This window comes from Chromobacterium sp. S0633, assembly GCF_024158805.1.
Classification (GTDB): Bacteria; Pseudomonadota; Gammaproteobacteria; order Burkholderiales; family Chromobacteriaceae; genus Chromobacterium.
In genome coordinates, this window is record NZ_JAMZGH010000009.1 from 62522 (window position 1) to 82336 (window position 19815).

Annotated in this window: 16 protein-coding genes; 5 read left to right on the forward strand and 11 right to left on the reverse strand. The window is 61.9% G+C overall.

Annotated elements, in window-relative coordinates; all coding sequences use genetic code 11:
* Positions 1-133: 133 nt before the first annotated feature.
* A complete protein-coding gene (locus tag NK214_RS08725; RefSeq protein ID WP_253314243.1) occupies positions 134-802 on the reverse strand; it encodes a bifunctional 2-polyprenyl-6-hydroxyphenol methylase/3-demethylubiquinol 3-O-methyltransferase UbiG in 669 nt (222 codons plus the stop codon).
* A 144-nt stretch (positions 803-946) separates the two neighbouring features.
* On the opposite strand from NK214_RS08725, the gene NK214_RS08730 reads away from it, so the two are divergent.
* Positions 947-1612, forward strand: coding sequence for an O-methyltransferase (locus NK214_RS08730; protein WP_107799170.1), 666 nt, complete (start codon positions 947-949; stop codon positions 1610-1612).
* A gap of 183 nt (positions 1613-1795) precedes the next feature.
* On the opposite strand, the gene NK214_RS08735 is transcribed toward NK214_RS08730, so the two are convergent.
* Positions 1796-3349, reverse strand: coding sequence for an MFS transporter (locus tag NK214_RS08735; protein ID WP_253314244.1), 1554 nt, complete (start codon positions 3347-3349; stop codon positions 1796-1798).
* Between the two features lie 113 nt (positions 3350-3462).
* On the opposite strand from NK214_RS08735, the gene NK214_RS08740 reads away from it, so the two are divergent.
* Positions 3463-4446: a LysR substrate-binding domain-containing protein gene (locus NK214_RS08740; RefSeq protein WP_253314245.1), complete on the forward strand. Its 984-nt coding sequence runs from the start codon at positions 3463-3465 to the stop codon at positions 4444-4446.
* Here NK214_RS08740 and NK214_RS08745 read toward each other — a convergent pair.
* The 8 genes from NK214_RS08745 to NK214_RS08780 form a co-directional block, all read right to left on the reverse strand.
* Positions 4397-5416 carry a transporter gene (locus tag NK214_RS08745; protein ID WP_107799168.1) on the reverse strand — a complete coding sequence of 340 codons (1020 nt, stop codon included), beginning with the start codon at positions 5414-5416 and terminating at the stop codon, positions 4397-4399. The genes NK214_RS08740 and NK214_RS08745 overlap by 50 nt on opposite strands.
* 117 nt (positions 5417-5533) lie before the next feature.
* Positions 5534-6286, reverse strand: a complete 753-nt coding sequence (locus NK214_RS08750) for a putative type VI secretion system effector (protein ID WP_253314246.1) — start codon at positions 6284-6286, stop codon at positions 5534-5536.
* Positions 6287-6305: 19 nt separating this feature from the next.
* Positions 6306-7019: a putative type VI secretion system effector gene (locus NK214_RS08755; protein WP_253314247.1), complete on the reverse strand. Its 714-nt coding sequence runs from the start codon at positions 7017-7019 to the stop codon at positions 6306-6308.
* Between the two features lie 58 nt (positions 7020-7077).
* A complete protein-coding gene (locus NK214_RS08760; protein ID WP_253314248.1) occupies positions 7078-7791 on the reverse strand; it encodes a putative type VI secretion system effector in 714 nt (237 codons plus the stop codon).
* Between the two features lie 54 nt (positions 7792-7845).
* Complete coding sequence (locus NK214_RS08765; RefSeq protein ID WP_253314249.1) at positions 7846-8592, reverse strand: putative type VI secretion system effector; 747 nt, start codon at positions 8590-8592, stop codon at positions 7846-7848.
* 11 nt (positions 8593-8603) lie between these two features.
* Positions 8604-11489, reverse strand: a complete 2886-nt coding sequence (locus NK214_RS08770; RefSeq protein WP_253314250.1) for a T6SS effector BTH_I2691 family protein — start codon at positions 11487-11489, stop codon at positions 8604-8606.
* A gap of 46 nt (positions 11490-11535) precedes the next feature.
* Positions 11536-12447 (reverse strand): DUF4123 domain-containing protein, encoded by a 912-nt coding sequence (locus tag NK214_RS08775; protein ID WP_253314251.1) that lies wholly within the window; start codon positions 12445-12447, stop codon positions 11536-11538.
* Between the two features lie 3 nt (positions 12448-12450).
* Positions 12451-15060, reverse strand: a complete 2610-nt coding sequence (locus NK214_RS08780; RefSeq protein WP_253314252.1) for a type VI secretion system Vgr family protein — start codon at positions 15058-15060, stop codon at positions 12451-12453.
* A 368-nt stretch (positions 15061-15428) separates the two neighbouring features.
* Between NK214_RS08780 and yedE the strand changes: the two genes are divergently transcribed.
* The 3 genes from yedE (at position 15429) to NK214_RS08795 (ending at position 18550) form a co-directional block, all read left to right on the forward strand.
* On the forward strand, positions 15429-16640 hold the full coding sequence (gene yedE / locus NK214_RS08785) for a selenium metabolism membrane protein YedE/FdhT (RefSeq protein WP_227108292.1): 1212 nt from the start codon (positions 15429-15431) through the stop codon (positions 16638-16640).
* Positions 16637-16876 carry a sulfurtransferase-like selenium metabolism protein YedF gene (yedF, locus tag NK214_RS08790; protein ID WP_019100738.1) on the forward strand — a complete coding sequence of 80 codons (240 nt, stop codon included), beginning with the start codon at positions 16637-16639 and terminating at the stop codon, positions 16874-16876. Before yedE ends, yedF begins: the two co-directional genes overlap by 4 nt.
* 138 nt (positions 16877-17014) lie before the next feature.
* Positions 17015-18550, forward strand: coding sequence for a DUF3472 domain-containing protein (locus NK214_RS08795; RefSeq protein WP_253314253.1), 1536 nt, complete (start codon positions 17015-17017; stop codon positions 18548-18550).
* 164 nt (positions 18551-18714) lie between these two features.
* On the opposite strand, the gene NK214_RS08800 is transcribed toward NK214_RS08795, so the two are convergent.
* Entirely contained in the window at positions 18715-19752 is a 1038-nt protein-coding gene (locus tag NK214_RS08800) for a patatin-like phospholipase family protein (RefSeq protein ID WP_158274259.1), read from the reverse strand.
* Between the last annotated feature and the right edge of the window lie 63 nt (positions 19753-19815).

Consider the following 19815-nt stretch of genomic DNA (forward strand, 5'->3'; position numbering starts at 1 on the left):
GAGCGAGAGCGAGACAAGGCGTTGCGGCTGAAGAAGCGGAGTGTTCCTGTGGCTGACGAGCATTCTGACGCCGTACTCGCCGTGTAAGGCTCCACGACGCGCAGCAGATCGTAAACAGGCTCTTAGCGCCGGCTCAGCCCAGTCGTCGCGTCCAATGCCCCTGGATGCGCAGGGCCTGGAAATAGCGCTCCGGCGCGGCGAAACCGGCGTTTTGCAGCAAGGCTCGCTGTTCGGCCTCGGTCAAGGGGTGGAAATCGCGCTCCAGCTTGAGCCGCATCTGGGCGGCGTCCTCCGCGCTCATGCCCAGGCTTTGAGAAGCGTGGCCGCCGGCGGCGGCCAGCGCGGCGGATGGGGCCGCGGCAAGGTCGGCCAGCAGCAGCGGGGCCTCCGGCCGCAGTCTGGAGCGGGCGGCGCTCAGCAGCGCCCGCTTGGCCGGAGAAGGCAGGAAATGCAGCACCAGCAGGCAGAGCGCCGCGTCGAACTCTGTTTCCGGCAAGGCGTCCAGCGCGCAGGGGCGGAAATCCACGCGGCCGGCGACATCCGCTTGCTCCAGGCGCCGCCGCGCAATGGCCAGCATGTCGGCGGACGGGTCTTGCGCGCAAAAGCGCCAGCCGGGATGCCGCCGCGCCAGCGCGAGGGTGTCGCTGCCGGTGCCGGCGCCGACGACCAGCACGCGCGCATCGGCGGGCAACAGGCCGGCGAGCAAGGCCTCGCTCAATTGGTGCAGCAGGGCGTAGCCCGGAATCAGCCTGGCGATGCGCTCGTCGTAGCCGTCGGACCCGCCGCCTTGAAATCTGTCCATACCTTTTCCCCTTAAAAACGAGGCGCCCTGGGCGCAATGACAGGCGTGGCGGCGGCTGGGCCTGAAATGCGCTTATCATGGTGGCTTCATGCATGCGCGGTCAAGCCGGGCCGTTGTTCGGGGCGGCCGCGCCAGGAGAAGCCGATGCAAGCAGAATGGAGCGGTCTGGACCGCTATTACACCGCGGCGCTGCGGGTGGAGGACGGCGTCTTGAACGGCGCGCTGGCGGCCAACGCCGCCGCCGGCCTGCCGGCGCAGGACGTGTCGCCGCTGCAAGGGCGCTTTCTGCATATTCTGGCGCGTTTGATGCAGGCGCGGCGGGTGCTGGAGATCGGCACCCTGGGCGGCTACAGCACCATCTGGCTGGCGCGGGCGCTGCCGGCAGACGGCCGGGTGGTGACCTTGGAAGCCAATCCGGCGCACGCGGACACGGCGCGGGCCAATCTGGCCGCCGCCGGCGTGGCGGACAAGGTGGAACTGCGGGAAGGCCCGGCGCTGGACAGCCTGCCGCTGCTGGCCGGGGGCGAGCCCTTCGATCTGATTTTCATCGACGCAGACAAACCCAACAACCCGGCTTATCTGGAGTGGGCGCTGAAGCTGGCGCGCCCCGGCGCCGCCATCGTCGGCGACAATGTGGCGCGCGGCGGTGCAGTGGCCAATGTGGTCAGCCAAGACCCCGGCGTGCGCGGCGTGCGCCGCTTCATAGAAGACATGGGCGCCGAGCCGCGGCTGACCGCCACCGCGCTGCAAACCGTGGGCGTCAAGGGTTGGGACGGGTTTTCCATCGCCATCGTCAATGAAACGGCCTGAGAATCTGTTTACGATCTGCTGCGCGCCGTGAGACGTGACACGGTGAGTGCCGCATTCGAAATGCTCATGTACCGTGTGTACACTCTGCTTTCTCAGCGGTTTTCGCCTTGTCTCGCCTGAGCTCGCAAGATCGTAAACACGTTCCGAGCGCCGGCTCGCGGGAAGGCAAACCGGCGCCCGCGCTCAAGAGCAGGCGGAGTCCAGCGCCGGATTCGCGTCCGTTTCCTCCGTCTGCGCCTGAGCGACGCCGCGCAGGAACAGCGCCACCACCAGCGCGCTGAGCACGGTCAGGGCGGACAGCACCGTCAGCAGCCGTTGGAAGGCGGCGGCGTAAGCCTGGGACAGCGCCTCCGGCGCGAGGCCGGGCAAGAACTCGCCGACGGCGGCCAGCTTGCCCAGCGCCCCCTGGCTGGCGGCCGCGGCCAGCGCCTGGGGCGCCGCCGCGGACAAGGGGGCGAGACGTTGTTGCAGCAGGGCCGCCAGCAGCGCGCCCACCAAGGCCAGCGCAATGCCTTCGCCCGCCACCCGCGTGGTGCTGAATATGCCGGCGGCCATGCCGGCGCGCTCCTTGGGCACCACGCTGACCGCCAGACCGTCCATCAGGCCCCAGGGTAGGCTGATGCCCACGCCTATCAGCAGCAAGGGCCACAAGGTCTGTTGCAGCGCGGACAGCTGCGGATAGCGGCTAAGCCACCACAGCCCCAGCGCGCACAGCAGCAGGCCGCCGGCGGACAGAACCGCGGCGGACAGCCAGCGCGTCAGCCAGGCCGCGCACAGCGGCAGCGCCAGCATGGGCGCGGACAAGGCCAGCATCACCCGGCCGGCCTCCGCCTCGCTGACGCCTTCCGCCCCCACCAGGCGCAGCGGCAGCAGCACCAGCAAGACCACGAAGGCGTAAGCCGGCGCGGCGGCCAGACATTGCACGCCGACAAAGCGCGGATAGCGGAACAGGCTCAGGTCCAGCATGGGACGCGCCGCGCGACGCTCCAGCGCCACAAACAGCCAGAACGCGGCTACGGCCCCCAAGAGCAGGGCAATCACCCGCGGGCTGCTCCAGCCCAGCTCCGGCGCCGCCAGCGCGCCGTAAGTCAGCAAGCTCAGCGCCAGCGTGAAGCTGAGCGCGCCCGGCCAATCCAGGCCGGCGGCCTGAGGGTCGCGCGATTCGCGCATGCAATAGACGGCCAGGCCCAAGGCGAGCAGGCCCACCAGGCCGGCCAGTGCGAAGATGGAACGCCAACCCAGCGCCTGAATCAGATAGCCGCACAGCAAGGGGCCAAAAGCCAGGCCGATGCCGAAGGTGGTGCCTATCAGGCTGAAGGCGCGCGTGCGCGCCGCGCCGGCGAAGCTTTGCGCCAGCGCCGCCAGGCCGCTGGCGAAGGACAGCGCCGCGCCCAGGCCCTGGGCCGCGCGCAGCAAGTCCAGCCACAGCAGGCTGCCGACCAGGAACAAGCCCAGCGAGGACAGGGAGAACAGGCCAATGCCGAGCAGAAACACCCGTTTGCGGCCGTATTGATCGGCCAGCGCGCCGGCCGCCATCAGGCAGCCGCCGAAAGTGAGCATGAAAGCGTTGGTGACCCAAGTCAGGGCCAGCGCGTCGCCGCCCAGCTCGCGGCCTATCGCGGTCAAGGCCAGCGCCGGGCCGGTGAAGCTGAGCGGCGTGGTCAGCGCGGCCAGGCAGACCGCGGCCAGGGTCAGTAAAGGAGCGCGTTGGGAGGGCGCCGGTTTGGAGGGATGCATGATTTCGCCTTTCAAAGAGTGGGACAAGCGCCCGCGCGGCGCGGCGGGCGGATGCGGATGGTCATTGGGCGAACACATGATAATTTGACGGCAATTGACGAAAAACAGGCGCCGTGTCCAAATTAAGCGGACAAAAAATCCTCAATAAGGACATCGGCATGGATGGTTTGAGCAGTTTGGCCGCTTTTGTACGCGCCGCGGAGGCGCAAAGCTTTGTCGGCGCCGGCCGCGCGCTGGGCGTGTCCTCATCCGCCGTGGGCAAGAGCGTGGCGCGGCTGGAAGAAAAACTGGGCGTGCGGCTGTTCCAGCGCAGCACCCGTCATGTGCGGCTGACGGCGGAGGGCGAATTGTTCTACGAACGCTGCCGCCGCATCCTGGACGATATCGACGACGCCGAGGCCGAACTGGCGCAGAGCCGCGCCGCGCCGCGCGGCAAGCTGCGGGTCAGCCTGCCGGTGGTGGGTTATCGCATGCTGCTGCCCATCTTGCCGGACTTCATGCAGCGTTACCCGGAAGTGGAGCTGGACCTGGATTTCTCCGACCGCATGGTGGACGTGATAGAAGAGGGCCTGGACGCGGTGGTGCGCAGCGGGCCATTGGCGGATTCCCGGCTGATGGCGCGGCCCTTGGGGCCGTTCCGTCTGCTGGTGGTGGGCTCGCCGGGCTATCTGCGCGAGCGCGGCGCGCCGCAAAGCCCGGAGGACCTGGCCCATCACGCCTGCCTGCGCTATCGCTTCCCCAGCACCGGCAAGCTGCAGACCTGGGCGCTGGACGGCGCGCCGGCCGGCCAGGACTGGCCGCCGAGCAGCGCCTTGAGCTGCAACAATATCGAGGCGCTGATCTGCGCCGCCAGCCAGAATCAGGGCCTGGCGTACTTGCCGGACTTCATCGTGCGCGACGCGCTGGCCGCCGGCCGGCTGCAAATCGTGCTGGAGCCCTATCTGGGCCAGACCGGCATGTTCCATGTGCTGTGGCCGTCCAGCCGCCAGTTGTCGCCCAAGCTGCGCGTCTTCGTGGACTTCCTATGCCAGCGCATGTTCGCGCCGCCTACGCGCCGCGCTGACGGCGGAAAGCCCACCAGGCGGCCAAGAGACTGAAGCCGGCCACCAGCAGCACCAGCACCCAAAAGCCGTGCGGATGATTGGCCAGCGGCACGCCGCCCACGTTCATGCCGAAGAAACCGGCGACGATATTGATGGGCAGCGCCAGCACCGTCACCAGGGTCAGCGTGAACAGGGTGCGGTTGCTCTGCTCGTTCAGGCGCGCCGCCAGTTCTTCCTGCAAAAGCTTGATCCGTTCCACCAAGGCGGCCAGATCGTTCAGCGTCAGCGCAAATTCCTCGGAAGACTGACGCAGCGCCTGCGCGTCGGCCGCGTCCAGCCAGGCCGGCGGCCGGTTCAGCAGGCGGAACAGCGCGCTGGGCTCGGGCGCCAGCAGGCGCTGCAAGCGCACCAGGGAACGCCGCATCGCCGCCAGCTGCGCGCGCTGATCGTCCAGCCTTTGCGCCAGCAGCCTGTCTTCCAGCACATCCACCTGCGCGCCGCTGGCGCGTACGATGCCGGCCAGCGCGTCCGCCTGGTTCTGCAGCAAATGCACCAGCAAGGCCGCCGGCGAGCGGAAGGCCGCGCCGGCGCGCACCGCCGCGCGCAGCCGGTCCACCGAGTGCAGCGGTTTGACGCGCGCGGTGATCAGCACCCGCGGCTGAGCATGCGCCCACAGGGTGGCGATGTCCGACGAGGCCAGGCCAAAGCTGAAGGCCACGTCGTTGATCACCGCCAGCAAGGCCTGATCCAGCAATTCGATGCGGGTGGAGTTGGAGCCGCCGCGCAAGGCCTCGAAAAAATCCTCCTGCAAGGGCAAGGCCGCGCGCAGCCAGCGTTCGCTGGCGGCATTGGCCAGATTGAAATGCAGCCATAGAAAGGCGTCGCCGTCCGGCGGCGCGCGCAGCCAGGCTTGCGCCTGAGCGGAATCGATCTCTTCGCCGGCGCAATCCGGATGAAAGCGAAAGCCGCAGATCAGCCCGGCCTGGTCCGAGCCGTATTGCTGCTGGGTAATGACATGGTTCATGGCGCGCGGCCGACATGGTGGAATACAGCTCAGCTTAGGCGCGGCGGATGACGAAATGGTGACGATGAGATGAAGGGGAGGGGCTGAAGTTTTTTGGGGGGGCTTTGAGTGCAGCGTTTAGTAGTTGAAGTACATCACGCCGAATGCGCCGGGGTCGCCTGGCTTGCGCTTGGTTAACTTAGGTAAATCTATATTTTCTGGCTTGTTTAGACCTAAGGTATTAAATATTTTTTTGGATGCCTGGGTAAATATGAGGAATTTTTTGCCATAGAGATATGTGAATATTCCAAAAAATATATAAAATCCGATGGAAATATATAAGTATCCTACTTCAAGGAAGATGTAATTTTCTTGGCTGGGAGATATGAGTTCAAATAATATGAAGGTTGCTGGAATTAGAGTAGTCAGGAGGAATGTGACAGAGTAGAGCCACCATTTTATGATGTTCTTTATGTGCGCGTGCTTGCCTCTTGTACAGTGAGGGTAAAGTGAAATGACTCTATCTTTGGGGCGAGCTATTGCAATAATTTCAAAATAACCATCTTGTTGAGTTCCAATAAGCTCAACTTCATCTCCATCTTGAAATGGACTAAACCAGACCCAGCCTTTGGCAGGTTGCCCATTAATCATCATTTCAACATAGTCGGCCTGCTCGCGTAGGTTGGCTGCATCTCTGGCAGTGCTAGCCGCCATGCCAGCTGCACCAGCTAGCGCCCCTGCAATGGCTGATAGGCCCATGATGTTGCGGTCGCGGTCGGTAAAGAAGAAGTTGGCCATTTCTCGTGTTTTTTTGTAACGGGAAATTTTGCCGTTAATTTTGCTTAGCTGCATGGTTGGCGTAAGAGCAACTAAGTCGTTTGTTACAGACATGGCTATGCTTGGGCCAGGGTCAGTAGTTGAAATACATCACGCCAAATGCACCTGGATCGCCAGGCTTGCGTTTTGTGCGTTTGGGTAGGTCAATATTGTTGGGGTCTGGCAATCCTAATGCTTTAAAAATCTGTGTAGCCGCGTGCACATACATCATGAATTTTCTTCCAGTGACGAGCGAGTAGGTTCCAAATAGTAAGTACGCAAATATGGATGCGTAAAAATATTCTACGCCTAAAAAGCCAAGTATTTTTTCTTTTCCCCGGATAACTTCAAATATAGTCAGCAATGCTGGAGTAAATATGGCCACCAAAAATGTTGTTGCCATGAGCCACCATTTTATGATAGTGGTGATGTGGGCATTTTTGCCTCGGGAACAGTGAGGGTATAGGGCGATGGTGCGATCTTGAGGTCTCGCAATGGCAATGATTTCAAAGTAATCCCCTTGAAATGTCCCGATTAGTTCTACGTCGTCACCATTTTTAAATGGGCTGAACCAAACCCAGCCTTTGGCGGGCAGTCCATTAATTTCCATCTCAATATAGTCGGCTTGCTCGCGTAAGTTGCTTGCATCCCTAGCGGTGCTAGCGGCCATGCCGGCAGCGCCTGCCAGGGCTCCTGCAATGGCTGACAGGCCCATGATGTTGCGGTCGTGGTCAGTAAAAAAGAAGTTGGCCATTTCCCGTATTTTTTTGTAACGGGAAATTTTGCCGCTGATTTTGCTTAGCGTCATGCTAGGTATGTTGGGGGCTAAGCTGGTCGAACGAGATATGACCATGGTAGACTGGTGCTTAGTAATTGAAGTACATTACACTGAATACGCCAAGGTCGCCAGTTTTGCGCTTAGTCCGTTTGGGAAGGTCGATGTTGTCAGGGTCTGATAGTCCCATGGTTTTAAATATCTGTGTGGCTGCCTTAACAAACATCATGAATCTTTTTCCGGTTACAAAAGAATATAGCCCAAATAAAGTGTAGAAAAATATGCAGGTGTATATGTAATCAAAGCCAAAGAATAGTTTAATTAAATCGTAACTGGTGAAAATATTTACGATAAAAATAAATGCGGGAAATAATAAAAACAACATGAAAGATACGGAAAGTGCCCACCATTTTATAATGTTTTTTATATGTGCATTTTTTCCTCTGGAACAATGTGGGTAGAGTGCGATTACTCTATCCGCTGGTCGTAATATCGCTACAATCTCAAAGTAACCCTCTTGTTGCGTTCCTATAACTTCCACTTCATCGCCCGCTTGAAAAGGGCTAAACCAGACCCAGCCTTTTGCCAACTGTCCATCGACTTTCATTTCAACGTAGTCAGCCTCTTCGCGTAAATTTGCTGCATCTCTAGCCGTGCTTGCAGCCATGCCAGCAGCTCCGGCTAGTGCTCCTGCTATGGCGGCTAAGCCCATGATGCTGCGATCATGGTCGGTAAAAAAGAAATTGGCAAGTTCTCTGGTTTTTTTGTAGTGCGAGATTTTTCCGCTGATTTTGCTTAGCTTCATCGTTGATGAAGTGGGCACTAAGCTGCTAGGTGGTGACATCGCCATGCCGGGGGCTCAATAGTTAAAATACATCACGCCAAATGCACCTGGATCGCCAGGCTTGCGTTTTGTAAGTTTGGGTAAGTTGATGTTGTCAGGCTCTTTTAAACCTAATGCTTTAAAAACTTGAGTAGCAGCATGTACATACATCATGAATTTCTTACCGTTTACAAATGCAAAGGTTCCCGTCAGTAGACTTATCCCGATGGTAAAGTATGGGAAAGCTGTTGTGGATACGAAGTAGTCCATGCCATCGTTGGCAAGGGCTGCTATGGCAATATCAAAAACGATTGCAAAAATAATTGCCGCTAAGGTAATGAAAAACCACCATTTTATAATATTTCTTATATGAGCATTTTTTCCTCTTGAGCAGTGAGGGTAAAGTGCTATAGTCCTATCTTTTGTTCGGACTATTGCAATAAGTTCAAAGTAATCGTGCCGTTGATTTCCAATAACTTCAACCTCATCTCCATCTTGGAATGGGCTAAACCAAACCCACCCTTTAGCTAGTTGTCCATTAATTTCCATCTCAACATAGTCGGCTTGCTCGCGTAAGTTGCTTGCATCCCTAGCGGTGCTGGCGGCCATGCCGGCAGCGCCAGCCAGAGCACCCGCAATGGCTGACAGACCCATGATGTTGCGGTCGTGGTCAGTAAAGAAGAAGTTAGCCATTTCCCGTGTTTTCTTATATCGAGAAATCTTGCCACTGATTTTGCTTAGTTCAGTAACTGAGTTGCTGCTAACAGAGCTATTAACAATCATGGTTGATGTCCTTAAACTTGCTCAGATGTTTTAGGTTTTGTAAATATCTTTTCTAGTGACTGAGTTAAGTCGTTTATATCTTTGGGGGATTTAGCATTTTTGCTATCTTTTCCGAAAGGAGTTTGACTGATCCAAATTTGCAGGTCATCGTCCTCCAAGGCCCAAATTAAGCCCTGTAAAACAAAGATAGTTAAGCTAACCCAACTGCCAACCGTCATAAAGACTATGCGGGTTGCGAGTATTGCTGCCGAGCGGGCCCCGAGAGCAGCAGCTGTTTCTGCAATGGCGACGTTACTACTTACCCGCATGATGACTGGTGCGGCATATGTGAAAGTAGAGAGCCCAGATGCACCTAGGCCAATGGCACCGATAGTGGCTTTTGCTATATACAATGCTTGGATAGTAGTTTGTCCTTTTGTACTGGCATCTCTGGCACTGAGGCCATCTTGTACAATCCCAATTCCATTCGACGCAGCCATCAACAAACCGCCCATCAGTTTTAGGCGCTGTATGCTGCGGGCTTGCTCGCCGCCCTGCATGACCTTGCTCAGGGGCAGGCTCATGATATCGATGGCCTGGGCCGTCAAGGCCAGGCCGGAGGCGGCCAGGCTGGCGTAGACCGCGCCGTCCTTCTCGTTTTGCAGCAGCAAACGTCCCAGGTAGACCCCTTCTATCATCATCACGAGCAGAGTCAGGCGGGCGTCCTTGACCACGGACAGATGGTCTTTTGGCTTGTCCACCCGTAGCTTATCGTAGGCCCGCTGCAGTTTGGCCCCCTGAGTCCGGCGGTATTCCGCCTCTTTGCGCAGAGCCTTCTGCAAGCGCTTGTATTTGGCTTGCGGGGTGGGCTCTTTTTTAAGTTTTTTGCGTTGGACATTATCCGCATACTCTGCCGCCACCAGCGCCTTGATGTCGGCGGTGCTGACCAGCGCGCGGCAAGCCAACACCATTTGCAGCAGCTTTTCGCCCAAATAGATCTCGGCCTTGTCCAGTTTCAGGGCGGCGCCGGCGCGGCCGGCGGCTGGAGCGAAGGCCTTGATGATGGCGTTGCCGGCGGTGACGATCACATGGTCTATCTGCCCGGTGCGCGCGGTGAGGAGGCTGACCCCGAAGGCGGTTTTGCCTTGGGGGCTGCGAGCTTCAAGGTTGTTCTCGTACAAGGCGGCATTTTCCTTGTACATGTCCAGCAGCTTCTGGAAATAGTTCTTGGTGGTTTCTATGGTGCGCACCGCCGCGTCGCTGTACGGCGTGTCCTGATTCTGCTTGGCGTCCTTCAGCGCGGTTTTCAGCTCGGTTTCTATTTTCTTCTGATTGAGCGCCAGCGCGCGGTAAAGCACATTGTTGCGCGCTATCGCCACGTCCTTGGCCCAGGCGTCCAGCTTGGCCTGGCCGCTGACGGTGACGTTGATGCCGCTGATGGCGTGGCCGATGACGGCTTCGAACTCGATGCCGTCCTTGGGATCGGCGTCGTGGTAGTCCTCCAAGGTGTCCAGGAACAAAGGCGCTTGCAGCCAGCGCAGCAGGGCGCCCACGGTTTTGTTCTGGCGCGCGCCGATGGCGGCGTCCAGCTCGTTTTGGAATTTCTGGAAGTTGGACAGGCGGTCCGGGTCGATTTTCTTGCGGTATTTGGGCCAACTGCGGTCGCCGGCCTGTTCGATGTTGTTGTCGTAGTTTTCGCCGCGTTTGGCGCGGAAGGCGGCCACCTTGGCCTTGAGCGCGGCGATCTGCTGGCTGCGTTGCGGTTCCGGGACGCGGCGCAGGTCGATGGCGTCCAGCTCATTGGGCGCGATAGAGGCCGGGATTTGCCAGCCGGCCCATTGGTCCAGCAGGTCGCACACTTCCAGGCGCTGGCGTTTCAGCACCGGGTCTTGCAGCTTGGCGATGGCGGCGCGGCGTTGGGCCATGACGGCAGGGTTGTACCAGGTGGCGGTATCGCGCCGCATCATGTCGTCCTGGAACTTCTCCTGTCCTTCCTGGGCCTGGGCGCTCAGCGATTTCCGGATGTTTTCCAATGCCTGGATCGCGTGCAATTGGAAGCTGCGCTCCTCGGCGAACAGCAGCGCCAGGCCGGCGCTGTCGTTGACGTATCCGTTAAGCTCCTGGGCGGTGCCGATGGCGTCCCACAGCGCCAGGATGTGCGGGGTGTTGTTGCCGCCGCTTTTCTTGGCGCGGGCCTGCATGAATTGCAGGCTTTCCTCGGCCTTGCCGCGGCGCGCGTGGATGGGGTAGCGCGCGTAGTTTTTGTCCACCCGGGCCTTGTCGTAGCTGCCGTCCTCCTTGCTGAAGGCGTCGGTCTTGGGGTCGTAGGCCAGCTGGGCGGGCTGGTAGCCGGGATGGTATTCCATCACCGCTTCGATCGCGGCCTTGCTGGCGGTGGTGCCGTGGGCGTTGGAGCTGCCGGCGGCCATGGCCTTGGGGTCTATGGCCTGCATGCGGGCGGCGCGCAGCTTGGCGTCCTGAGCATAGCGCCGCAGTGTCAGGTCGCCCCATTTGTATTCGCTGAAAGCGATCCAGGCCGGGCCGCATTTTTCCGGCTGTTCGATGATCAGGTGGTGCAACCGGCTATTGCTGTGGCCGGCGGTGTTGCAAACCACGCTTTTCCCAGCCGCTTGCGCGGCCTTGGGCGAGGGCTGTTTCAGCAGGACGCCGTCTTCGGTGACGCTATAGCACTCCCATAGATTGGAGCCGCGTGCGTGCTTGGCATAAAACAGGTAGACGAAGCCGGCGCGCAGGGTGCGCAGCGCGTAATGGAAGTCCGCGTCCAGCGCGATGTCTTTGACTTTATCGGCACAGGCCCAGGCGGGCAGGGCGGCTTTCACCGTTTTGGGCACCGGCGCGTAGCGTACCGGCATGATGGGCAGGCCGCTGGCCTGACAGGCTTTACACAGTTGGCTCATGATTTGCTGTGGTCCGGGTGTATGAGGTGCGTCATGTCGGCTGCGCTCAGGCGCTGGCGGCGATGGCCGCCCAGTCCGCTTCGCTGAGCGAATCCGTCAGCCCGCTGTAAAAGTCGTCCGCCTCGCGCCCCGCCAGCAGCGCTTGCACGCGGGGGTGCAGATAGAAACGGGGGTGCACGGTGACGGCGTGCAGGGCGAAGCGGGACAAGTCTTCCTCGTCGTCAAAGCCCAGCGCGCCGGCATGGCGCAAGGCGGCGAAGGCGTGCAGGCGCGCGGTTTCCAGCGTGCCCGCGTCGCATTCCGGCGCGTGCTCGCGCCAAGCCAGCAGCGCGCGGTTGAGCGGGCCGATGCGGGCGATGTCTTCCCACAAGCCGGGCTCCCAGCGCGAGAACGGCCGCGCCGCGCCTGTCGCGGGCGGCGCCGGCTCCAGACAGGTGAGTTCGCCGGCCGGGTCCAATAGCCACCAGCGGCTGACCGAGCCCAACAGGCCGCGCTGCTGCGCGGTGTTCAACAGCGGCCACAGCGCCCAGCTCACCGCCGGGTCGTGCAGGCGCAGCAGATGGGTCTCGCCATTGGGACTGCGGCGTATCATCTGGCGGCCAATATGGGCGGCGGCCAGTTTGGCGGAGCCGGTGATTTCCAGCCAGCCGGCCACGCGCCGGCCTTGCCCCAGCGCCAGCGCGTCCGGCTCGGCTTCCGCCAGCGCCTGAGCGATGCTGTCGGCCAGCGCTGGCGCGCCGGCGTTCAGCGGCAGCCAGGCCGGCTGGCGCGCGGGGTCCAGTTGCGGATGTTTCAGCGGCAGCAGCAGGCCTTGCTGCCGGGCTTGTTCGTTCAGTTCGGCTTCGGCGCCCGCCAGCGGGCGGCTGGGCGCGTCCAGGGCCAGCAGCAGTTGCGCGCCGGCCTGTTGGCGGGCTTGCAGCTGTTGCAGAATGGCGGCGTGTTTAGCGGATGCTTGCATGGCTCAGCCCAGGCGCACGGTGGCGGATTGGGTTGCGGCGGCGCTGTTCAGCGCTTGCTCGCAGCCTTTGTTGAATTTGGGCAAGGGCGCGTTCAGGCTGGTGGGGCCGCTGAGGTTATGGCTGGCGCCTTTCACCGTCACGGTGCCGGGGCAGTGCACTTCGATATCGCCGCCCTTGAGCCGGATGTAGCCGCCGCCGGCGGTGACCAGGATTTCCTCCTTGGCGGTGATGACGATGCGCTCCTTACAGGAGGTGATGGTGACGTCCTTGTCCGCGGTCACTTCGATAGTGTCGCTCTGCGCCTGCATCTGGATCTTGCCCTTGGCGGCGATCAGCTTCAGCGCGATCTTGTCTTGCAGGCCGGTGACGAACAGGCTGATCTTGTCGCCGACGTTGTGAATCCAGCGTCGGCCCGAGGTTTGGTTGGTGTCGCGCTGCGCCACCAGGTCCAGATTGGTTTCCGCGGCCAGAGTCTGGCTTTGCTGGCTCAGGCTGGCGATGCCGGCCGGCGCGGACAGGATGAGCAAGGGCTGGCGGCCGGAGATGTCCTGGCCGGTTTTGCCTTCTTTGTCGGTATTGGTTTCCGCCTCCCAGGCTTTCAGCGCTGCTTGCTGGTGCTGCAGGTGGCCGATCAACTGCTTGCCTTCCCGCTTATTGTCGTCGCCTATGCCTTCCGGCCCGGTTTCCATTGTGTCCGCCTGCTGGCCGCTGGCGGTGTCGCCCAGGCTTTGGCTTAGGGCCAAGGCCGCGTCCAGCTGGCTTTGCGCCTGTTCGCGCGCCAGTTGTTTGCCGGACGCGCCGTTCTGCGCTTCGGTGCTCAGCAGCAGGCCGTGGCCGGCGCGGATGGCGCCGTGGCTGTCGGTGCGCAGTTCGAAGCCGTCGCCGCGCGGCTCGGCTTTACCGTTGCTGCGCGGCTGGGTGAGGAAGCCTTGGTTGAGTTGGGTTTTGCCCGGCTCGCTTGATAGCTTGGCGCGCACTTCGCCCGGGGTGTCGTCGAACAGCAGTTCGTTGTACTGGCCGCCCTGGTGTTCTTTGGATTTGATGCCGGACAGGGTCTTGTTGGCCGGCAAGGCGCCTGCGCCGCTGAAGTCCGGCGTCGGGTGGCTGCCGTTGTAGAGCACGCCGGTGATCACCGGGCGGTCGATATCGCCTTCGATGAAGTCGACCAGCACTTCCTGGCCGATGCGCGGGATGAATTGGTGGCCCCAGCCGGCGCCGGCGCTGGGCATGACCACGCGCAGCCAGCAGGAGGATTTGTCGTCCATCCCCGCGCCTATGCTCGGGTGTTCGTCCGGCCGCTGCCAGTGGAACTGCACCTTGATGCGGCCGTGCTGGTCGGTGTGGACTTCTTCACCCTGGGGGCCGACCACGGTGGCGGTCTGCACGCCACGGGATTTGGGTTTGGCCAGTTCGGTATGAGCGTAGGCCGGGGTCAGCGGCACGCCGCGGCGCTGGGCGTCGAAGTCGGCGCGGAAGGGTTGCGCTTCCTTACCATCCTGGAAGGCTTTGAGATTCGCCGGCAGGTTGTTGCGCGCGCTTAAAGCTTGGCGGGTGACGACGAATTCGCGCTGTTCGCTGCTGTCGCCGTCGTGGGCCGGATGGTCGTCCAGGCGGAACCACTGGCCGGCGGCCAGGCCGCGCACGCTACCGCCGCCGCTGAATTGCTTGGCGTTGAGGTCATGCGCTTGCTGGCGCAGTTGGGCGTAGTGGCTGAGCTGGTCGGCGTCGCCGGCGTAGTACAGCGATTGCGGGTCGTAGTCGTGCAAGGAGGATTGCAGCGCCTTGCCGTTCTGCCCCTGGTCGATGCGGCTGTCGTCGCCGCTGTGCTGGGTCTGCACCGGCTGGTAGTCGAAGCTGGCCAAGGCCACCGCGCCGGGGACGATCTGGCGCTGGGCGTTCCACTCGGTCAGGCCGTCCTCGGCCTCGGTGGCGTCGCTGCGGTGGAAACGCACCCGCTCGACGCCGGCCGGCGGCAGGCTGTAAGGGTCGTCGAAGGCGACCAGTTGTACCTGGGGAATCTCGCCGTCGAGGTGATCGAAACGCCAGGCGTAACCTTCTTCGTGCAACAGGCGCACGATGAAGTCGTAATCGCTCTCGCGGTACTGCAGACAGTAGCTGCGCGGCGACGCCGGGCCGGTTTTGAAGTCCTGGGCCTGGACGCGGGCGAACACCGGGTTGGCCTGCTGATGCTCGCTCAGAATCTGCGTGACGATGTCCGGTACCGACTGATCCTGGAACACCCGCGAGCTGACGCGGTGCCGCAACAGCGCGAACGGCGGCTCAATGGTCAGCTGATAACGGCTGAAGCCGCCGTCCGAGCCCAGGCACTCGGCCTTGGACACCACGCCGCAGCGCAGGCTCTCCGCGCCGGCGGCGTCCAGGATGCCGAGCCGGGCCGGCAGGCCGAGCAGGCTCTTGAGTTCGATCTTGCCGTCCGGAGACAAACAGGTCAGCTGGTAGGCGTAAGACCGGGACACGCCTTCCTCGCCGGCCAAACTCAGTGGCAGCAATTGCTCGGCCGCCACGCTGCCGTCGCCCAGGCTGAGGGTGAGCAGGCGCTGGTCCTGGTTGAAGGCGGAGGCGAAGCTGGCGAGCAGGGTGCTTAAGTCCATGGGTTCAGGGCTCTATCTGGCGAAGGTTTGCGAGCAAGCGTTCAGGCGCCGTAGCGGCGGCATCGTGGCTTACGCGATAGCTGTTGATAGTTATTGTTAAAAAGCGAGCTTATTCTATGTGTTTTTACTGCTCCGCACAAAGGCTTTGATGCCAAAGGGATTTGGTTTTAATCAGTACCAGCCGGCAAGCCCGACGCGCGTCCGCCGTGCCGCGTCAGATCAAGTCCGGCCGGCTTTGGGTTTGCCTGCGATAGGCGGCGGGTGAGACAATCCGGCGCTGACATGGTTCACGCACTGTTCTACAATGCCAACCGTATATTTTTGACCCTGCCCGCGGGCAGGTTTTTTTATTGGGAGACGTCTGAGCCATGACTTGGCAGGATTTCAAGACGCAATACCTGGTGCGCTTCTGGGCGCCGGTGCCGGCGGTGATCGCCGCCGGGGTGTTGTCCGCATATTATTTCGGCATTACCGGCACTTTCTGGGCGGTGACCGGGGAGTTCACGCGCTGGGGCGGCCACGCCTTGCAGCTGTTTGGCTTCCATCCGGAAACCTGGGGCTATTTCAAGGTGATCCATCTTGAGGGCACGCCGCTGGACCGTGTGGACGGCATGATGATCATAGGCATGTTCGCCGGCTGTCTGTCCGCGGCCTTGTGGGCCAACAACGTCAAGCTGCGCATGCCGCATCATCGCGTCCGCATTGCGCAGGCGGTGCTGGGCGGCCTGATCGCCGGTTTTGGCGCGCGGCTGGCCATGGGCTGCAATCTGGCGGCCTTCTTCACCGGCATTCCGCAGTTTTCCCTGCATGCCTGGCTGTTTGCGCTGGCCACCGCGGCCGGTTCCTGGTTGGGCGCGCGCGTGACCATGCTGCCGGTGTTCCGCATTCCGGTGAAGCTGCAGAAGGTGAGCGCGCCGCAGCCCTTGCAGCAGCGCGAGGACCAGGCGCGGCGTCGTTTCCGCCTGGGCATGCTGATTTTCGTCGCCTTCACGCTGTGGGCGCTGGCCCGCACCTTCTCCATGCCCAAGCTGGGGCTGGCGGCCTTGTTCGGCCTGGCTTTCGGCCTGATCATCGAGCGCGCGCAAGTGTGCTTCACCTCGGCCTTCCGCGATTTGTGGCTGACCGGCCGCACCCAGATGGCCAAGGCCATCATCGCCGGCATGGCGGTGAGCGTGATCGGCGTGTACAGCTATGTGCAGCTGGGCGTGCCGCCCAAGATTCTGTGGGCCGGCCCCAATGCGGTGATAGGCGGGGTCTTGTTCGGCTTCGGCATCGTGCTGGCCGGCGGCTGCGAAACCGGCTGGATGTATCGCGCGGTGGAGGGCCAGGTGCATTACTGGTGGGTGGGGCTGGGCAATATCGTCGGCGCCACCTTGCTGGCGGCGTGGTGGGACGATATCGCGCCGGCGGTGGCCACCGACTACGCCAAGGTCAACCTGCTGGCGGTGTTTGGCCCGCAAGGCGGCCTGGTGCTCACTTACGCGATGTTGGCGCTGGCGATGCTGGCGGTGATGTGGTGGGAAAAACGCTTTTTCGCCAATAAGGCGCAGGCGGCTAGATTCAGCAAGGAGGCGGCATGAGCAAGCAGAGTTATACCCCAAATTACCGTTTGGACATGATGGGCGAGCCCTGCCCGTATCCGGCGGTGGCCACGCTGGAGGCGATGCCGCAGCTTCAGCCGGGCGAAATCCTGGAGGTGGTGACCGATTGCCCGCAGTCGATCAACAACATCCCGCTGGACGCCAAGAACCATGGCTACACCGTGCTGGAAATCCAGCAGGACGGCCCGACGATACGTTATCTGATCCAGCGTTGAGCCTGTGTAAATAGTGCCATTCCGCCGCAGGGGCGGAACCCGACGGCCTGTCGTTCACTCACTTATTAAGTGTTTTGGCGGCAGGCCGTTGTCGTATGCGGCCGGCCTTGGTTTCCCTTATTGAATAAAGGTGTTGCCATGTACTCATTCAGCCGCGGTCTCGCCCGCTTGGCTCTTGTCTGTGTTCCCATTGCGCCGGCGCTGGCCGGCACCGGTTCCGCCCATCTCAACTATCCCAATGTGTCCGCCGACATCCTGATGATGACGGTGAAGGTGTTGAACACGCATCAGCACACTTATTACGAGACCCTGGGCTGGAACGGCGGCCGCGATGCCGGCGGCTATACCGGCATTCAGAGCCACAACAACGGCGCGCCGGCCTATATCTTTTCAATCTGGGACCCGGTGTCGGTGCACGGCGTGCCGATACGCGCGGTGTACGCCAAGCCCGGCGCCAAGGTGGAGCGCTTTGGCGGCGAGGGCGAGGGGCTGAAGTATTTCGATTTGCAGACCAAGTGGACGCTGGGCCAGCCGGTAACGTCCCTGGTGCGCAATTGGCAGCAAAACGGCCACACTTACTTTGGCATGTGGACGCGGGACGCGGCCACGCGGATTTGGACCCATCACGCCACTTTCGATTTCCCGGCGGCCAATATCGACTTCGCCGCCCAGTCCGCCAACAGCTTCATCGAGAACTGGAGCGGCCAGGCCAAGGAGGTGACCCGCAGCGCCGAGTATTACGATGTCTGGGCGCGTGGCGCTCAGGGCTGGCAGGCGATCAATCGCGCCACGCCCACCGTCACGGAACTGACGCCGGCTCAGGCCAAGCAACACGCGGTGTCCGCACAGGGCCGCTTTGTGATGCAGCAGGGCGCGCCGCTGGCCGGCTTCCAATCGCCGTTGATTTCCACCGCCCGGCGTCCGGCGGCGCCGGAAGCGGATCCGGCCAAGATCGATCAGTTGAACGCCGCTTACGACGCCGCCGCGCGCGCGGTGACGGCGAGCTGGCAAACCAGCCCCTATGGCGCGCCGCAGTTTAAATACCAGCTCAGCGTCAGCGACGCGGCCAGCGGCAAGATCCTGGCGCAGGGCGGCGAAATCGCCGGCGAGCGCCGCGCGGCCAGCTTGAAGCTGCCGGCGGGAACGCCGACGCCGGCCAAGCTGCAAGTGAATCTGACCGTGACCGACGTGCTGGACCGCAGCGACGCGCGCGCCGGCAAGCTGATAGACAGCAGCGCCGTCGGGCCGCAGGCGGGCAAGTCTTACCGGCTGCAGTCCCTGAGCAGTGGGCTGTGGCTGACGGTCAAGGACAATAGCGCGTCCGCCGGCGCGGCCGTCGTTCAGCAGGCCGCCGCCGGGCAAAACCAGGTGTGGCAGCTGGCCGCCAGCGGCGACGGCTATCAATTGATCGCCGCGCATTCCCGGCAGTGTCTGGACGTGGAGGGCGGCGCCAAGCAGGACGGCGGCAAGCTGATTCAGTGGCCGTGCAGCGGCCAGGCCAATCAGCGCTTCAGCCTGAAGGCGGACGGAGCCGGCGCGTACAGCCTGGTGGGTGCGCAGGCCGGCAAATGCCTGGACGTGGCCAATGCCTCGTCCCAAGCCGGCCAGCAACTGATTCAATGGAGCTGCCACGGCGGCGCGAATCAGCGCTGGCGTTTGCTGGCCGCGGAGTGAGCGTAGCCCGCGCCGTCAGGCGCGGGCGGCTGTTACGATCTGCTGCGCTGCGGCGATACGGCGTTGAAAACACCTTCGAAACGCTCATGTACCGCTTGACCATTCCGCTTTCTCAGCCGTTTTCGCCTTGTCTCGCGCTTGCTCGCGAGTCTTTGAGCCGCTTCTTAGCTTTCGCAGCTGGCGAGGAAGGCGCGGGTGGCGGCGGCGCCGGCCTGGAATAGCCGCTGATACTTGTCGTCGCCGGTCTTGATATTGAAGTCCGTGGCCAAGACGCCTTCGGTGGGGATATTGATGCTGCGCGCCTGATCCCGCGGCGAATACTGATAGTTCAGGTTTTGCGCTTGCCAGGCGCTCTGGGCGATGTTCTGGATGTGCTGGATCAGGTTGGCGTCCGAAGACGGCTTGCCCGGCGGCGCGTCGAAACGGGCGCCGAAGGTTTTCTCCTCCTCCTCATCTTCTCCCTGCTTGGGCTTTGCTGGGTACTTGTCGTCGAAGAAGTTGATCGGGTAGTTCCAGATGGTGCCGCCGTCGACGAATACGCCGGCTGGCTGGCCGGGGTAGCTGAAGTTTTGCGCTTCGAAGAAGAAGGGGATGGACATGGAGATGCGCACCGCCTCGGCCACTTCCACGTCCGGCGTCAGCTCGGCGGAGAATATTCTGGCCTGATGGGCGTTGGCGTCGCAGCCTATCACGTGGAGCTGGCGGAAGGGCTGGTCGTTTTTGTGCAGCGCCGGCTTGGCGAAGTCGGCGAAGGTGTATTTCTTGTCCGGCCGGCCGTCCTTGAACTGGCTGGCGACCACGCCTTTCAGCCAGTGGTAGAAGTAGTCGCTGGAATACCAGCCTTTCTTGTTGAACAGGCGCAGCAGGCAGATGAAGTCTTCGAGCGAGACGTTTTTGGCGTGCGGCTGCAAGGCCAGCTGGGCCTGGAAGGCCTTGTGCGCGGCCTGCAGTTGCGGCGTGGCCGGCTCAGCCGCTTTTTGCGGGATCTTGCTGTAGTCGAGGGAGTCGGACAGTTCCTGGGTCTTGGCCGCGCTGAGGCGGAAACTGATCAGCATGGAGGAGATGGCGCCGGCGGAGGCGCCGACCACGCGCTGGATCTGCGCCAGCGCGCCGGCCCGCTCCAGTTCCTCCAACATGCCCAGGTAGGCGATGCCCCAGACGCCGCCGCCGGACAGCGCCAGGTTTTCGAATGAATATTTCATATACCGCTCCTTGTCGTTGAAATGGGAATGACTCGCCATTTATGTGTACGGCATGGCGCGGCG

Coding starts and splice junctions, on each gene's coding strand:
- NK214_RS08725 (WP_253314243.1), bottom strand. CDS start 802: ATGGACAGATTTCAAGGCGGCGGGTCCGACGGCTACGACGAGCGCATC.
- NK214_RS08730 (WP_107799170.1), top strand. CDS start 947: ATGCAAGCAGAATGGAGCGGTCTGGACCGCTATTACACCGCGGCGCTG.
- NK214_RS08735 (WP_253314244.1), bottom strand. CDS start 3,349: ATGCATCCCTCCAAACCGGCGCCCTCCCAACGCGCTCCTTTACTGACC.
- NK214_RS08745 (WP_107799168.1), bottom strand. CDS start 5,416: ATGAACCATGTCATTACCCAGCAGCAATACGGCTCGGACCAGGCCGGG.
- NK214_RS08750 (WP_253314246.1), bottom strand. CDS start 6,286: ATGTCTGTAACAAACGACTTAGTTGCTCTTACGCCAACCATGCAGCTA.
- NK214_RS08755 (WP_253314247.1), bottom strand. CDS start 7,019: ATGACGCTAAGCAAAATCAGCGGCAAAATTTCCCGTTACAAAAAAATA.
- NK214_RS08760 (WP_253314248.1), bottom strand. CDS start 7,791: ATGAAGCTAAGCAAAATCAGCGGAAAAATCTCGCACTACAAAAAAACC.
- NK214_RS08765 (WP_253314249.1), bottom strand. CDS start 8,592: ATGATTGTTAATAGCTCTGTTAGCAGCAACTCAGTTACTGAACTAAGC.
- NK214_RS08770 (WP_253314250.1), bottom strand. CDS start 11,489: ATGAGCCAACTGTGTAAAGCCTGTCAGGCCAGCGGCCTGCCCATCATG.
- NK214_RS08775 (WP_253314251.1), bottom strand. CDS start 12,447: ATGCAAGCATCCGCTAAACACGCCGCCATTCTGCAACAGCTGCAAGCC.
- NK214_RS08780 (WP_253314252.1), bottom strand. CDS start 15,060: ATGGACTTAAGCACCCTGCTCGCCAGCTTCGCCTCCGCCTTCAACCAG.
- yedE (WP_227108292.1), top strand. CDS start 15,429: ATGACTTGGCAGGATTTCAAGACGCAATACCTGGTGCGCTTCTGGGCG.
- yedF (WP_019100738.1), top strand. CDS start 16,637: ATGAGCAAGCAGAGTTATACCCCAAATTACCGTTTGGACATGATGGGC.
- NK214_RS08795 (WP_253314253.1), top strand. CDS start 17,015: ATGTACTCATTCAGCCGCGGTCTCGCCCGCTTGGCTCTTGTCTGTGTT.
- NK214_RS08800 (WP_158274259.1), bottom strand. CDS start 19,752: ATGAAATATTCATTCGAAAACCTGGCGCTGTCCGGCGGCGGCGTCTGG.